The following is a 13,933-nucleotide window of genomic DNA, read 5'->3' on the forward strand; positions in this document are numbered from 1 at the left end:
GCGCCAGTCGGCGCCGGAAAACGGATTCCCAGTATAGGCAGCCGGCTAGCCGCGCCGACAGGCACAGAAGCCGGGCAAAACTGTTGCGCCGGTCCCGGGCCTCATTGCTCCCAGGGCTTGCCGCGAGTCTTCTTCGCCAGCGGCAACTGCTGCAGCACCGCGGCCTTGGCCAGCATGTAGGCGCTCACCGGGGCGCTGATGAAGAGGAACAGGCTGATCAGCAACTCATGGAGGCTGATCCCCGCCAGACGGTTGGAGAAGTAGACCAGCGAGGCCACTATCACCCCGCCGACGCCGAGGGTGGTCGCCTTGGTCGGGCCATGCAGGCGCATGAAAAAGTCCGGCAGGCGGTACAGGCCTATCGCGCCGATCAGGACGAAGGCGCTGCCCAGCAGGAGGAATGCCGAGACGATGATTTCCAGCCACAGGCCCAGGGGTTCGCCGTTCATTCGATGATGTCTCCGCGCAGCATGTATTTGGCCACCGCCACCGTGCCGACGAAACCGAGCACCGCGATCAGCAGCGCCGCCTCGAAGAACAGGTCGCTGTCGCGCCAGATGCCGTAGAGCATCAGCAGCGCGATGGCATTCACGTACAGGGTGTCCAGCGCCAGCGCACGGTCCGGCAGGCATGGCCCCCTGACCAGGCGCGCCAGGGTCAGCACCAGGGCCAGGCCGAGCAGCGCCAGGCACAGCGGGATCACGTAAGCGAGCATGGGAAGATCTCCTTCAGCGGCGCCTCGTAGCGTTGCTTGATCTCGGCGACCAGCGCGTCCTTGTCCGGCACGTCGAGGCCGTGCACCAGCAGGGTCTTGCGATCGTCGCTGAGGTCCGACGACACCGACCCCGGGGTCAGCGAGACGATGCTCACCAGCACGCTGATGGCGAGGTCGTTCTCCAGGTCGATCGGCACCTCGACGAACGCCGGACGCAGTCGCTCGACCGGCCCCAGGGTGAGACGGGCGACCTGGAGATTGGCGACGAGGATGTCCCACATCACCAGCACCAGCAGCTTCAGCAGCAGGAACGGGTGCCACTCCTGGCTGCGCCCGACCAGCAGGCGGTTGGTCAGCAGCGGGATACCCACCCCGAGGAAGGCGCCCAGCAACCACTGGCCGAGGGCGAAGGAGTCCACCAGCAGCAGCCAGACCAACACCAGCAGCACGCTGAGCACCGGATGAGGCAGCACGCGCAGGAGTGGACGTGGCAGGGAACGGCTGATCATGCTGCACCTCCGCGGGTGGCGATCTGGCGATACAGGTCGAGGTCATGCAACTGCGCGGCGGTGGCCTGGACATAGGCCAGCAGCGGCTTGGCCGCGACCACCAGCAACGGACCTGCGGCCAGCAGCAGGATGCAGGCGAACAGCCGGCCGTGGTCCAGTTCGGCGCTACCGAGCACGGTGTGCCCGGTGCGCCAGAACAACGTGCTGCCGGCGCGGCTCAGCGCCACCAGCGCCGCCAGGCCACCGCCCAGCACCACGCTCCACAGCGCCAGCGCCTGGCCGCCCGGGGCGACCGACTGGAGCAGCATGACCTTGCCGAAGAACCCCGACAGCGGCGGCAGGCCGGCGACGGCGATGGCACCGAGGAAGAAGGCGCCGCCGAGCAGCGCCGGGTTCTGCAACGCCGGCCCCTGGACCAGGTCGCCGGCCTTGTCGCCGCGCTGGCGGACGATCAGGTCGGCGAGCAGGAACAGCCCACCGGCGATCCAGGTGCTGTGCAACAGGTAATACAGCGACGCCGCCAGCGCCCGCTCGGTGCCCAGCGCCACGCCGGCCAGGAGGGTCCCGGCGGAGACCACCACCAGGTAGGCCAGCAGGCCTTGCAGGGTGCGCGCCGCCAGCGCGCCGACGGCGCCCAGGGCGAGGGTCGCCAGGGCCAGCGGCCAGAGCCAGGCCTGGGCCAGGTTGGCCAGTTCGCCGGCGCCCTCGCCGAAGACCAGGGTGTAGACACGCAGGATCGAGTAGATGCCGACCTTGGTCATGATCGCGAACAGCGCCGCCACCGGCGCGCTGGCCGCGGCATAGGCGCGGGGCAGCCAGAAGTACAGCGGCAGCAATGCCGCCTTCAGGGCGAACACCACCAGCAGCAGGAGCCCGGCGGCGCCCAGCAGCGGTGCGCGCCCGGCGTCGGCCAGGGCGATCTTCTGCGCCATGTCGGCCATGTTCAGGGTGCCGGTGAGGCCGTACAGGGTGCCCACGGCGATCAGGAAGAACGCCGAGCCGACCAGGTTGAGGATCACGTAGTGCAGGCCCGAGCGTACCCGCTCCGCGCCGCCGCCATGCAGGAGCAGCGCGTAGGAGGCGATCAGGAGGATCTCGAAGAACACGAACAGGTTGAACAGGTCGCCGGTGAGGAAGGCGCCGTTGATGCCCAGCAGCTGGAACTGGAACAGCGCGTGGAAGTGCTTGCCCAGCCGGTCGTCGCCGCGCAGCGCGTAGATCAGCGCGGCGCTGCCGAGCACGGCGGTGGCCAGCAGCATCAGCGCGGCGAGGCGGTCGAGCAGGAGCACGATACCGAACGGCGCGGCCCAGTTGCCCAGGGCATAGACGGTCAGGTCGCCGCTGGCGGCGGTGCGCAACAGCAGCAGACTCAACGGGATCAGCGCCAGGCTCGCCAGCAGCGACAGGCCGCGCTGCCAGCGCTCGGCCAGTGGCAACAGCAGCAGGCTGCCGGCGAACAGCGGGACCAGGATCGGCAGGATCAGCCAGTGACTCATGGGCGCGACTCCTCCTCGTCCGGGCGTCCGTCGACATGGTCGCTGCCGAGGTCGCCGAGGCCGCGCAGGGCCAGGACCACGACGAATGCGGTCATGGCGAAGCCGATGACGATCGCGGTCAGCACCAGCGCCTGCGGCAACGGGTCGCCGTACTCGCCGGGGGTGCCGATCACCGCGACGCCGCCGCTGAGCCGGCCCATGGCGAAGAGGAACAGATTGACCGCATAGGAGATCAGGGTGAGGCCGAGCACCACCGGGAAGGTCCGCGCCCGCAGCAGCAGGTAGACGCCACTGGCGGTGAGCAGGCCGAGGGTGATGGCGAACAGGGCTTCCATCAGAGCGCCTCCTCTTTCGCGACGGGTTCAGGCATCAGGCTCAGCTTGCCGAGGTAGGACAGGATCAGCAGCGCGGCGCCGACCACCGTCAGGTACACGCCCAGGTCAAACAGCATCGCCGTGGCCAACTCGATCTCGCCGATCAGCGGCAACTCGAAGTGGCCGAACGCCGAGGTCAGGAACGGATAGCCGAACAGCCAGCTGCCGAGCCCGGTGAGCCCGGCGATCAGCACCCCGGCGCCGGCCATCGCCGCGTAGTTCAGCGGCAGGCGTTGCTCGACCCACTGCGAGCCACTGGCGATGTACTGCAGCACCAGGGCGATCGCGGTCACCAGGCCGGCGATGAAACCACCGCCCGGCAGGTTGTGCCCGCGCAGGAAGATGAACACCGAGATCAGCAGGGCCAGCGGCAGCAGCACTCGCGACAGGGTTTCCAGGATCAGCGGATGCTTGGCGTGGGCCCAGTTGCGTCCCTGCGGATCGCAGGTCGGCTTGTGCAGAGCGAAGCCGGCGAGCATCGCATGAATGCCGACCGCGGCGATCGCCAGCACGCTGATCTCGCCGAGGGTATCGAAGCCGCGGAAGTCCACCAGGATCACGTTCACCACGTTGTAGCCGCCGCCACCGGAGACGCTGTTCTCGACGAAGAACCCGGCGATGCTCTCGTAGGGTCGGGTCAGCACCGCGTAGGCCAGCAGCGCGACCATGGTGCCGACCCCGCCGGCCAGCACCACGTCGCGCAGGCCCCGCAGGCTGGAGGACTCCGCCGGGGTGCGCGAGGGCAGGAAATACAGCGCCAGCATCAGCAGGACCATGGTCACCACTTCCACCGACAGCTGGGTCAGCGCCAGGTCCGGTGCCGCGAAGCGGGCGAAGGCCAGCGCCACCAGCAGGCCGGCGACGCTGAGGACCAGCAGTGCGACCAGGCGCATGCGGTGGAACAGCGCCGTGACCAGGCCGCTGAAGGCCAGCACCAGCATGCCCAGGGCGGTGATCCCGTCCAGCGGGGTCAGGCCGCGCGAACCGGTCAGGCTCGTCAGCGGCACCAGCTCGACCACCACCACGAGCACCGCCACGCCCAGCAGCCAGGCCAGGTAACGTTGCAGCGAACCGTTCTCCAGCCAGGCGGTGAAGCGTTCAGCCAACATCACCACGCGCTGCACCTGCTGTTCGAAGACCAGCTTGGCGTCGATCTCCGGCAACCCGGCGTACCAGTTGAACAGCGGCTTGCGCAGGACGTACACCAGAACCCCGCCGACCAGCGCCACCACGCTCATCAGCAGCGGCAGGTTGAAGCCGTGCCAGATCGCCAGGCTGTATTCCGGCAGGTGGCCACCGAGGCTGGCCCTGGCGGCGGTGGCCAGCAGCGGCGCCACGGTGTAGGCCGGCAGCATGCCGACCAGCAGGCAGAGGAACACCAGGATCTCCACCGGCACCTTCATGTAGCGCGGCGGCTCGTGAGGCGGAAACTTGGGCAGCCGGGCCGGTTCGCCGTTGAAGAACACGTCGTGGACGAAGCGCAGCGAGTAGGCCACCGAGAATACCCCGGCCAGGGTCGCCATCGCCGGAACCATCCAGTTGAAGCTGCCCAGCAGGTTCTGGCTGAGGGTTTCGCCGAAGAACATCTCCTTGCTGAGGAAGCCGTTGAGCAGCGGCACCCCGGCCATCGCCAGCGAGGCGACGATGGCCAGCACCGCGGTGTGCGGCAGGTAGCGCCACATCCCGTTGATCAGGCGCATGTCGCGGCTGCCGGTCTCGTGGTCGATGATCCCGGCAGCCATGAACAGCGAGGCCTTGAAGGTGGCGTGGTTGATGATGTGGAACACCGCGGCGACGTTCGACAGCGGTGAGTCGAGGCCGAACAGCAGGGTGATCAGGCCCAGGTGGCTGATCGTCGAGTAGGCCAGCAGGCCTTTCAGGTCGTGCTGGAACAGCGCCATGCCGGCACCCAGCAGCAACGTCACCAGTCCGCTCAGGCTGACCAGGTAGAAGAACCACTCGGTGCCGGCCAGCGCCGGGTAGAGGCGCGCCAGCAGGAACACCCCGGCCTTGACCATGGTCGCCGAGTGCAGGTAGGCGGACACCGGGGTCGGCGCCGCCATCGCATGGGGCAGCCAGAAGTGGAACGGGAACTGCGCCGACTTGGTGAATACGCCGAGCAGGATCAGCACCAGCACCAGCGGGTACAGGGCGTGGGCGCGGACCGCCTCGCCAGCCGCCAGTACCTGGGTGAGCTCGAAGCTGCCGGCGATGTGGCCGAGCAGCAGGATTCCGGCCAGCAACGCCAGGCCGCCGCCGCCGGTGACGGTCAGGGCCATCCGCGCGCCCTTGCGGGCATCGGAGCGGCTGCCCCAGAAGCCGATGAGAAGGAACGACGACAGGCTGGTGAGCTCCCAGAACAGCATCATCAGCAACAGGTTTTCCGCCAGCACCACGCCGAGCATGGAGCCCATGAACAGCAGCAGGAAGGCGAAGAAGCGCCCCATCGGCTCCTGTTCGGAAAGGTAGTAACGGGCGTAGAGAATCACCAGCAGGCCGATGCCCAGGATCAGCAGGGCGAACAGGAACCCCAGGCCGTCCAGGCGCAGGCTGAGGTTGATGCCGATGTCCGGCAGCCAGGCGTAGCTGGCGGTCAGCGCCTGGCCGGCGAACACCGTGCCGCGCTGGCCGAGCAGGAGCGCCAGGCCGAGCAGCGGCGCGACGCCCGCCGCCGCCGCGCACAAGGTGCGGCCGCCACGCTCGGCGAGCAGGGGCAGCAGCGCCCCCAGGAACGGTAGCGCGATGATCAGCGCCAGAATCATGGGCTACTCCTCTTCGGTGGCGGAGCCCTCCGGCATGTCAGGCCGGCGGTGCTTCCCCGCGGTTGTCGGTGCGCGGCCGGATCGCCAGCAGCTCGAAGCCCCCGTCCGCCGTCGGAAAGGCGCGGCGCGACGGAGCTACGATTATCGCAATCTATCGAACGAACGTCATGGATTGAATTATTACAAAATTCAGTCGTTCCGGCTGCCGGAAAACCGAAAAAAGCGCTGCAAGGGCAATGACTTGAAGCTTAGCAAGAGCACGCCGGGAGGGAACCGACGGCCTAACGAAAACGGCCGGCAAGGTGCCGGCCGTGGAACCACGAGACTGGGATCAATGGGCGACGCGGCTGGTGCCGTTCACGGTCAGGATGCGCACGCGCTCGCCGACCCGGAAGATCTGGCCCTGGTCGACCTGCTGGACGTAGGCGCGGGTGCTGCCGTCATCCTCGCGCACGGTGATCTCGACGCCCTGGGTACGGGTCAGCCCCTCTTCGGTGGCCGCGCCGAGCAGGCCGCCGGCGACCGCGCCGATGATGGCCGCGACGTAGCTGCCCTTGCCGCCACCGACCGCGCTGCCGGCGACACCGCCGACGCCGGCGCCGGCGATGGAGCCGATCGGAGTCTTGGTACCTTCGATCTTGACCGGGCGCAAGGCCTGGATGGTGCCCATGCGTACAGTCTGCACGGTACGGGCTTCCTCACGGGAATAGGTATCGCCGGTGAGGCTGGATTGGCAGCCGCCAAGAGCCAGGGCCATGGCGGTGAAGGAAGCAACGATCAGGGCAGACTTGCGCATAACGGGCATCTCCGAAAGGGATAACTGACGAACATTAGACTCTCCCGCGGCCGCTCCTGTCACCTGGCTGGCGCGAGATAATCGAATCGATTCAGCAATGGTACAGGTTCGTTCAGTTTCGACCGAACCCTCCCCCGCTTTCATCGGCGGAACCGATCGGCTAGGGTGAGCGCCCGCAGAAGGAACAGCCATGGACTATTTCATCATCGTCGTCACCACCGCCGCCGGCCTGTATTTCCACTGGTGGATCTACTGGCGCATCCGCCGCTGGATGGACCGCGACCTGGCGCTGTCATTCGCCGGCGACGACCCGCAGAAGCGTGACTATCTGTTACGGCGACTGGCCGAGGCCAAGGCCAGCAAGGTGAAGCGGCGCGACCTGCCGGCCTGGCTGGAGCGCGCCGCCGCCGACTACCCTTCCCGCGAAGCCTGAGCCAGGCGCCAGAGCCGGGCGATCTGCTCGGCTCGCGCCTCGAGCTCCTCCGCCGCTCCGGCACAGGCCTGCTCCAGGCTGATCGGTCCCGGCGCCAGGCTGAACGCCGCATCGATGCCGGCGTCGTGCAGGCGCTGGTAGCCATCGCCCAGGCTACCGGCCAGGGCTACCACGGGAACGCCGGCCGCGCGCGCGATCCGCGCCACTCCGACCGGAGTCTTGCCATGCAGGCTCTGCGCATCCAGGCGGCCCTCGCCGGTCAGCACCAGGTCGGCATCGACCAGCGCATCGGCCAGCCCGGCCAGCTCCGCCACCAGTTCGATTCCCGGGCGGAACCGCGCGCGAAGGAATGCCTTCGCGGCGAAACCCAGGCCGCCGGCGGCGCCGACGCCCGGCATCCGGCTGAAGTCCTCACCCAGGGTCGCCGCGACCACCTTGGCGAAGTGCGCCAGGGCGGCGTCCAGCTGCGCCACCTGTTCGGCGCTCGCGCCCTTCTGCGGACCGAACACCGCCGAGGCGCCACGCGGCCCGCACAGCGGGTTGTCGACATCCGCGGCGACCTCCACAGCGACATCCACCAGGCGCGGATCCAGCCCACCCAGGTCGAGGCTGTGCAGGCGCGCCAGCGCCGCCCCTCCGGGTGGCAGCTCCACACCGCCGGCATCGAGGAAGCGCACGCCGAGCGCACTCAGCAATCCAGCGCCGGCATCGTTGGTGGCGCTGCCACCGAGACCGAGGATGATCTTCCGCGCCCCGGCGTCCAGCGCCGCGCGGATCAGCTCACCGGTGCCACGGCTGCTGCTGCGCGTCGCGTCGCGGCGGTCGCGCGGGACCAGGTGCAGGCCGCTGGCGGAAGCCATTTCGATCACCGCGGTGGCGTCGTCCAGCCAGCCCCAGTGTGCCAGGGTAGGTTCACCGAGCGGGCCTGCGACCCGGCACTCGCGACGTTCGCCGGTGGTAGCGGCGAGGACCGCCTCCACCGTGCCCTCGCCTCCATCGGCCATGGGCCGCAGGCAAATCTCCGCCTGCGGGAAGACCCTCGACCAGCCACGCCCGATGGCGTCGGCGACCGCCGGGGCGGACAGGCTTTCCTTGAACGAATCAGGAGCAATCACGATTTTCATCAGTCACCTCGCAGGGCCGGGAGTCCCCGGCCCCGCTTCAATCAGAGCAGCACGAGGCTGAGCAGCCATACCGCGAGCATGCCGGCGATGCCCTGGACCAGGGTCGCCAGTGTCTGCGCGCGATAGGCGGTGGATACGGTCATGCGGCTGAACTGGGTGACCACCCAGAAGAAGCTGTCATTGGCGTGGGACACCGTCATCGCCCCGGCGCCGATCGCCATCACCGTCAGGACCCGGCCCATCTCGCTGTCCAGGCCGAGCTGCGGCAGCAGCGGTGCGACCAGCGCCGAAGTGGTGACCAGGGCCACGGTGGTCGAGCCCTGCGCGGTCTTCAGCGCGGCCGCTACCACGAACGGCATGAACAGGCCGATGCCCAGCGCGGACAGGGTGCTACCCAGGTAGTCGCCGAGCGGAGTGATCTTCAACATCGCGCCGAAGGCGCCGCCGGCACCGGTGATCAGCAGGATCGGCGCGGCCGACTGGATGCCCTCCACCACGCGCTCGTGGAATTCCTCGCGCTTGTTCTCTCCCTTGAGCAGGGTGCAGGCCAGCGCCAGGCCGACCAGCAGGGCAACCACCGGCTGACCGAGGAAGTTCAGGCAGGCGAACAGTACGCCTTCGCCCAGCGGCTTGCTCGGGAATACCGCGACCGAGCCAAGGCAGATCAACAGGATCGGTACGAAGATCGGCGCGAACGCCTGGGTCGCGCTGGGCAGCTTGCCGTAGCGGGCGCGCAGCTCGCTGAAATCCTCTTCGGTCTGGACGACCTGGCCGTCATCGACCAGGGGAATGTCCTTGCCGACGAAGCGATTGGCCCACCACATGCCGGCCATCGCGGTGACGAAGGCGACCACCAGGCCGACCGCGATCACCAGGCCAAGGCTGGCGTCCAGGCCGAGGTTGCCGGCCGCGGCGATCGGTCCCGGGGTCGGCGGCACGAAGGTGTGGGTGGCGTAAAGACCGGTGGCCAGGGCCACGCTCATGGCGATGGTGGATATCTTCATCCGCGCCGCCAGGGCGTTCTTCAGCGAGTTGAGGATGACGAAACCGGAATCGCAGAACACCGGGATCGACACCAGGTAGCCGATGATCGACATGGTCAGGGTCGGGAAGCGTTCGCCGAGCAGGCGGATCACGCTTTCCGCCATGGTGATCGCCGCACCGCTGCGCTCGAGGATCACCCCGATGATGGTGCCGAGCACGATGACGATGCCGATGTAGCCGAGGATGCTGCCGAAGCCGCCGGTAACGGTCTTGACGATTTCCGCCGTGGGTACCTGGTAGGCGAAGCCGGCGAGCAGCGCGGCGGCCAGCAGGGCGAGGAACGGGTGCAGCTTGAGTCGTGTGGTGGACAGGACGATAAAGGCGATCAACGCCAGCAGGATCAGGACCAGGGTCATGAGCCGCCTCCTTGTTGTTATGGGTGTGGGATGGGCGCCCAGGGGCGGCTCATTTTCGCTCCACCGGAGCCTGCGCCGCCTTGTGCAATGGCCAGAGGAAGGTGCCGACGGATGCCCTTGATTTTGTGCGTCCGCACAGTGAATCGATTGGCGCGCTCCTCACCCGCGGCGTGGCACCAGCAATTGCAGGCCCAGCAGCAGTTGCTGGCGATGCTCCAGGCGACCGAGGTCGAGCCCGCTGATCGAGGCGATGCGCTCCAGCCGGTAGCGCAGGCTGTTGCGGTGGATTCCCAGCGCCTGGGCGCAGGCCTGGGCATGCCCGTCGTGGGCGCACCAGCACGCCAGGGTGGCGGCCAGCAGACCTTGCGGGTCATGGTCGAGCACCCGCTGCAGGGGCGCCAGCAACTGCCGCACCTGCCAGTTGTCACGCTGGCTGAACAGCAGGCTGGCGAGGCGGTGCCCGTCCAGGCCCACCACCCGCTGGCCGGGCAACCGGCTGCGCGCATAATCCAGCAATTCACGCGCCGCGCGGGCCGAGGCGCGCAGCGCCTCCAGGCTGTGTACCGGATCGCTGCAACACAGACGCGCCACGCCCCAGCCTCGCGCGTCGGCGCGCTCCAGCCAGTGCTCGAGCGCATCCGCCTGTGACGCCGGCCGGCACCAGAACACCAGGCGCTCGCCCAGCGCCGCGCTCCAATGCTCGGCCCGTGAGCCAAGCGCGGCCAGCAGACGCGCCTGGAACGGCAGCGGGTCGGCATGCTCGTGCAACTCGAGGAAGACCGCCTGGCGCGGCCAGTGCAAGGCCAGACCAAGGTGCTCGGCGTCGGCGGCCAGCGCGCCCAGGCCGTGGGCGGGATCGAGCAACTGGCGCAGCCAGGTCTCCTGGCGCTGGCGTTGCCAGTGCCGCTCATCCTGCATCTGGCGCTGCTCCATGAGCATTTCCGCGGCCATCCGCACCAGCTCGGCATAGGGCCGTACCACCTCCGGCGCTCCGGTGATGCCGAGCACACCGACCAGGCGCTCGGCATGCAGCAACGGCAGATTGACTCCCGGCCGCACCCCACGCAGGCAGGCGGCGGCCTGCTCGTCGATCTCCACCACCCGGCGGTTGGCCAGTACCAGTTGCGCGCCTTCGTGGCGGGTGTGCAGGCGCGACGGATCGCCGCTGCCGATGATCATGCCCTGGGCGTCCATCACGTTGATGTTGTGCGGCAGGATCGCCATCGCCCGATCGACGATGTGCTGCGCCAGCGCCGAATCCAGTTCGAACATGGCGGCGTCAGGGGGCCAGGCGTTCGCGCGCCCAGACGCCGTCCTGGTGCCGGTAGTCGAGGCGGTCGTGCAGGCGGCTCGGGCGCCCCTGCCAGAACTCGATGCGCTGCGGCAGCAGGCGGTAGCCGCCCCAGTGCTCGGGGCAGCTCGGCGCCTGGTCGGCGAAACGCCGCTCGGTCTCGGCCAGCAGGCGCTCGAGCTCGGCGCGGTCGGCGATCACCCGGCTCTGCGGCGAGGCCCAGGCGCCCAGGCGGCTGCCCAGCGGGCGCACCTGGTAGTAGGCGTCGGACTCCTGCGCGGTGACCTTCTCGATCTCGCCTTCGATCCGCACCTGACGTTCCAGGGCCGGCCAGAAGAAGGTCATCGCCGCCCGCGGATTGGCCGCCAATTGCCGGCCCTTGGCGCTTTCGTAGTTGGTGAAGAAGGTGAAGCCGCGCTCGTCGAGGCCCTTGAGCAGGAGGATGCGGCAATGCGGATGGCCGTCGGCGTCGACGGTGGCCAGGGTCATGGCATTGGGTTCGACCGGCAGGCGCTCGGTCTTCACCGCGTCGTCGAACCACTGGCGGAACAGGCTGAAGGGGTCGCTCGGGGCGTTGGCCTCGCTGAGGCCATCGCGGGTGTACTCGCGGCGCATATCGGCCAGGGACTGGGTCATGGCGCATCTCCAGGGGGAAATGCGCCATAGCTTAACCGCAGACTCCGCCTCGCGCTTGATCCGGGACAATGGCGCCAGCGCCCCGCCCCGGCTTCGGCTCAGTTGCCCTGGGCCAGGGACAGCAGGCTGGCGCGCTGGGTATAGAGCACTTCGACGCGGCGGTTCTGGGCACGGCCGGCGGCGCTGGAATTGTCGGCGCGCGGCATGTCGGAGCCGACGCCCTTCAGGCGCAGCTGGTCGCCCTTCAGGCCGCTGAGGCGGAAGATCGCCGCCACCGACTGGGCACGCTCGAAGCTCAGCTTGTCGTTGACCGCCTTGCTGCCGGTGCTGTCGGTATGGCCGAGGACCAGGATGCCGCTCTGCGGATCGGCCTGGGCCATCTTGGCGACCTTGCCCAGCGGGTTGAGGGTGATCGGCATCAGCATGGTGTGGCGCTTGGGATTGAACGAATAATCGGCCGGGGCGATGACGATCAGCGCGTTGTCGCGCCGCTCGAGGGTGAATTCGCTGCCGGCGATCGCTTCGCGCAGGGCCTTCTCGTGGGCGTCCAGCCACTCCTTGGTGACCTTCTGCTGGACCAGCGCCGGCTTGCCCGAAGCCTTGCCCGCGGAGCTGGCGCCGAACGGCCACCACCAGGGGTTGGCGGTCTTCGGCTCGGCGGCTGCGGCGACGTCTTTCTTCGCCGCGGCGATCTCGGCCTTCTGCTCGGCCGCCTTGGCCGCTACGTCCTGGCCGGCTTCGTCCTTGCCGAACGGCCACCACCAGTGGCTGGAGCCGACATGCTCGGCCTCCGCCTCCGGTTCGGCGGCCTGCCTGGCGACGGTCTGCCCGTCGTCCTTGCCGAACGGCCACCAGGAATGGCCGGACGCCTGCTCGGCCGACGCCTTGGTCGGGGGGGTGGAGGCATCCTGGGTCTGGAAATAGCTGCAGCCGGAAGCGGTCATGCAGAGAAGAAGCGTCGAGGTCTTAAGCAGTTTCATACGTCGGGGTCCGTTGGAAGTGAAAGAAGGCGAGCCCGATGGAACATTCGGCTCAACCGCCGGTCACATCGCAGCGATGCCGGTTCAATCCACTGCACCGGCAACGCCCTATCTCATACGACGCTTTAGATTGTGTCGCTAAGCCATTATTTGGCAATGAAATTTGGCATTCAGCCGACAGGCGGTTAAAAGTTAACCAACCTATTACAGGCACTCGCCGGCGACGCGCGCCAACTGCTGCGCCCGCGGATCCATCAGCACGTACGGCCCCAAGGCATTGCTGACAAAGGAAAAAGCCAGTTCGCGCTCGGGATCGGCAAAGCCGATCGAACCACCCGCCCCGGGATGGCCGAAGGCCTTGGCACCGAGGCCGTAGGTAGCATTGGCCACGCCGGGCTGGTCGAGCATGGTGCCCAGGCCGAAGCGGGTGCGTGTCAGCAGGGTCCGGTCCTCCCCCACCGCATGTTCGCGGGCCAGTTCGCCGAGCAACGCATCCTCCAGCAGGCGTCCCTGCAGCAGGCCGCTGTAGAAGCCGGCAAGCGCGCGCGCATTGCCGTGGCCGTTGGCCGCCGGCTGCTGCATGCGCCGCCATTCCGGCTTGTTGGTACTGGTGAGGATCGATGGCGGGTTGGTGAAGGCGCGGGTGGTCAGGGCCAGCGGCTCGCTCATCATGGTCTTGAGCATGCGCTGGGCGGCGGCGTCGCCGAGACTGCCCTTGCTCCGCGCCATGTGCGCGACGCGGCCGAACTGGCTGTCGTCCAGGCCGATGTGGAAATCCAGCCCCAGCGGCGCCGCGGTGCGGGCAACGATGGCCGCGCCCGGTTCACGGCCGTCGACCCGGCGGATCACTTCGCCGACCAGCCAGCCATAGGTGATCGGCGCGTAGCCATGGGCCTCGCCCGGTATCCACCAGGGCTCCTCGGCGGCCAGCGCCGCGGTCATGGCTTCCCAGTCATAGAGGGCCTCCGGCGGCAGCTGTTCGCGCAGCGCCGGCAGGCCGGCGCGATGGCAGAGCAACTGGCGCACGCTGATCGCCGCCTTGCCGTTGGCGGCGAACTCCGGCCAGTAGCGTGCCACCGGGGCGTCCAGTTCCAGCTTGCCCTCGGCCACCAGTTGCAGCACGGCGACGGCGGTGAAGGTCTTGGTGCAGGAAAACAGATTGAGGAGGGTGTCGCGCTGCCAGGGCTGATGGCCGTCCTTGTCAGCGAATCCGCCCCAGAGGTCGACCACCGTCTCGCCGCCGACCTGCACGCACAGCGCCGCGCCGCGCTCCTGCGGATTATCGAAGAGCCTGGCGAAGGCCTCGGCAAGCGGGGCGAAACGGCGGTCACAGTGGCCTTGCGGGGTCATGCGGGAGCTCCGGCGAAAAGTGGTCGAAGCATTCTTCCAGCCCCCGGCCACCTTGTGAACCCTGACA

The 13,933-nt window shown here is 68.4% G+C and carries 14 protein-coding genes; 1 reads left to right on the plus strand and 13 read right to left on the minus strand.

Annotation, left to right across the window (positions count from 1 at the left end):
* Positions 1-101 precede the first annotated feature (101 nt).
* The 7 genes from B7D75_RS19740 to B7D75_RS19770 form a co-directional block, all read right to left on the minus strand.
* On the minus strand, positions 102-449 hold the full coding sequence (locus tag B7D75_RS19740) for a Na+/H+ antiporter subunit G (RefSeq protein ID WP_107114346.1): 348 nt from the start codon (positions 447-449) through the stop codon (positions 102-104).
* Positions 446-715 (minus strand): K+/H+ antiporter subunit F, encoded by a 270-nt coding sequence (locus tag B7D75_RS19745; protein WP_003149691.1) that lies wholly within the window; start codon positions 713-715, stop codon positions 446-448. Before B7D75_RS19745 ends, B7D75_RS19740 begins: the two co-directional genes overlap by 4 nt.
* Positions 700-1,224: a Na+/H+ antiporter subunit E gene (locus B7D75_RS19750; RefSeq protein ID WP_003149690.1), complete on the minus strand. Its 525-nt coding sequence runs from the start codon at positions 1,222-1,224 to the stop codon at positions 700-702. Before B7D75_RS19750 ends, B7D75_RS19745 begins: the two co-directional genes overlap by 16 nt.
* Positions 1,221-2,720, minus strand: coding sequence for a monovalent cation/H+ antiporter subunit D (locus tag B7D75_RS19755; RefSeq protein WP_034079472.1), 1,500 nt, complete (start codon positions 2,718-2,720; stop codon positions 1,221-1,223). The genes B7D75_RS19750 and B7D75_RS19755 overlap by 4 nt, the downstream gene beginning before the upstream one ends.
* Positions 2,717-3,055, minus strand: a complete 339-nt coding sequence (locus B7D75_RS19760) for a Na+/H+ antiporter subunit C (RefSeq protein WP_107114347.1) — start codon at positions 3,053-3,055, stop codon at positions 2,717-2,719. The genes B7D75_RS19755 and B7D75_RS19760 overlap by 4 nt, the downstream gene beginning before the upstream one ends.
* Positions 3,055-5,856, minus strand: a complete 2,802-nt coding sequence (locus B7D75_RS19765; protein WP_107114348.1) for a monovalent cation/H+ antiporter subunit A — start codon at positions 5,854-5,856, stop codon at positions 3,055-3,057. The genes B7D75_RS19760 and B7D75_RS19765 overlap by 1 nt, the downstream gene beginning before the upstream one ends.
* Positions 5,857-6,187: 331 nt before the next feature.
* On the minus strand, positions 6,188-6,652 hold the full coding sequence (locus B7D75_RS19770) for an outer membrane lipoprotein (RefSeq protein WP_003082056.1): 465 nt from the start codon (positions 6,650-6,652) through the stop codon (positions 6,188-6,190).
* A gap of 190 nt (positions 6,653-6,842) precedes the next feature.
* On the opposite strand from B7D75_RS19770, the gene B7D75_RS19775 reads away from it, so the two are divergent.
* Positions 6,843-7,085 carry a hypothetical protein gene (locus B7D75_RS19775; protein WP_034079469.1) on the plus strand — a complete coding sequence of 81 codons (243 nt, stop codon included), beginning with the start codon at positions 6,843-6,845 and terminating at the stop codon, positions 7,083-7,085.
* Here B7D75_RS19775 and B7D75_RS19780 read toward each other — a convergent pair.
* The 6 genes from B7D75_RS19780 to B7D75_RS19805 form a co-directional block, all read right to left on the minus strand.
* A complete protein-coding gene (locus tag B7D75_RS19780) occupies positions 7,064-8,209 on the minus strand; it encodes a glycerate kinase (protein ID WP_053817545.1) in 1,146 nt (381 codons plus the stop codon). The genes B7D75_RS19775 and B7D75_RS19780 overlap by 22 nt on opposite strands.
* Before the next feature lie 41 nt (positions 8,210-8,250).
* Entirely contained in the window at positions 8,251-9,609 is a 1,359-nt protein-coding gene (locus tag B7D75_RS19785) for a GntP family permease (RefSeq protein WP_034079466.1), read from the minus strand.
* 159 nt (positions 9,610-9,768) lie between these two features.
* Positions 9,769-10,881, minus strand: coding sequence for a sugar diacid recognition domain-containing protein (locus B7D75_RS19790; protein ID WP_034079465.1), 1,113 nt, complete (start codon positions 10,879-10,881; stop codon positions 9,769-9,771).
* Between the two features lie 7 nt (positions 10,882-10,888).
* Positions 10,889-11,536: a pyridoxamine 5'-phosphate oxidase gene (gene pdxH, locus B7D75_RS19795; protein WP_003153441.1), complete on the minus strand. Its 648-nt coding sequence runs from the start codon at positions 11,534-11,536 to the stop codon at positions 10,889-10,891.
* A 98-nt stretch (positions 11,537-11,634) separates the two neighbouring features.
* Positions 11,635-12,516 (minus strand): OmpA family protein, encoded by an 882-nt coding sequence (locus B7D75_RS19800; RefSeq protein WP_043099238.1) that lies wholly within the window; start codon positions 12,514-12,516, stop codon positions 11,635-11,637.
* Positions 12,517-12,720: 204 nt separating this feature from the next.
* The gene (locus B7D75_RS19805; protein WP_012076746.1) at positions 12,721-13,866 is read right to left on the minus strand and encodes an EstA family serine hydrolase; all 1,146 of its coding nucleotides are present in this window, start codon (positions 13,864-13,866) and stop codon (positions 12,721-12,723) included.
* Positions 13,867-13,933: the final 67 nt, after the last annotated feature.

It is taken from the genome of Pseudomonas paraeruginosa (assembly GCF_003025345.2).
In the GTDB taxonomy this organism is placed as follows: domain Bacteria; phylum Pseudomonadota; class Gammaproteobacteria; order Pseudomonadales; family Pseudomonadaceae; genus Pseudomonas; species Pseudomonas paraeruginosa.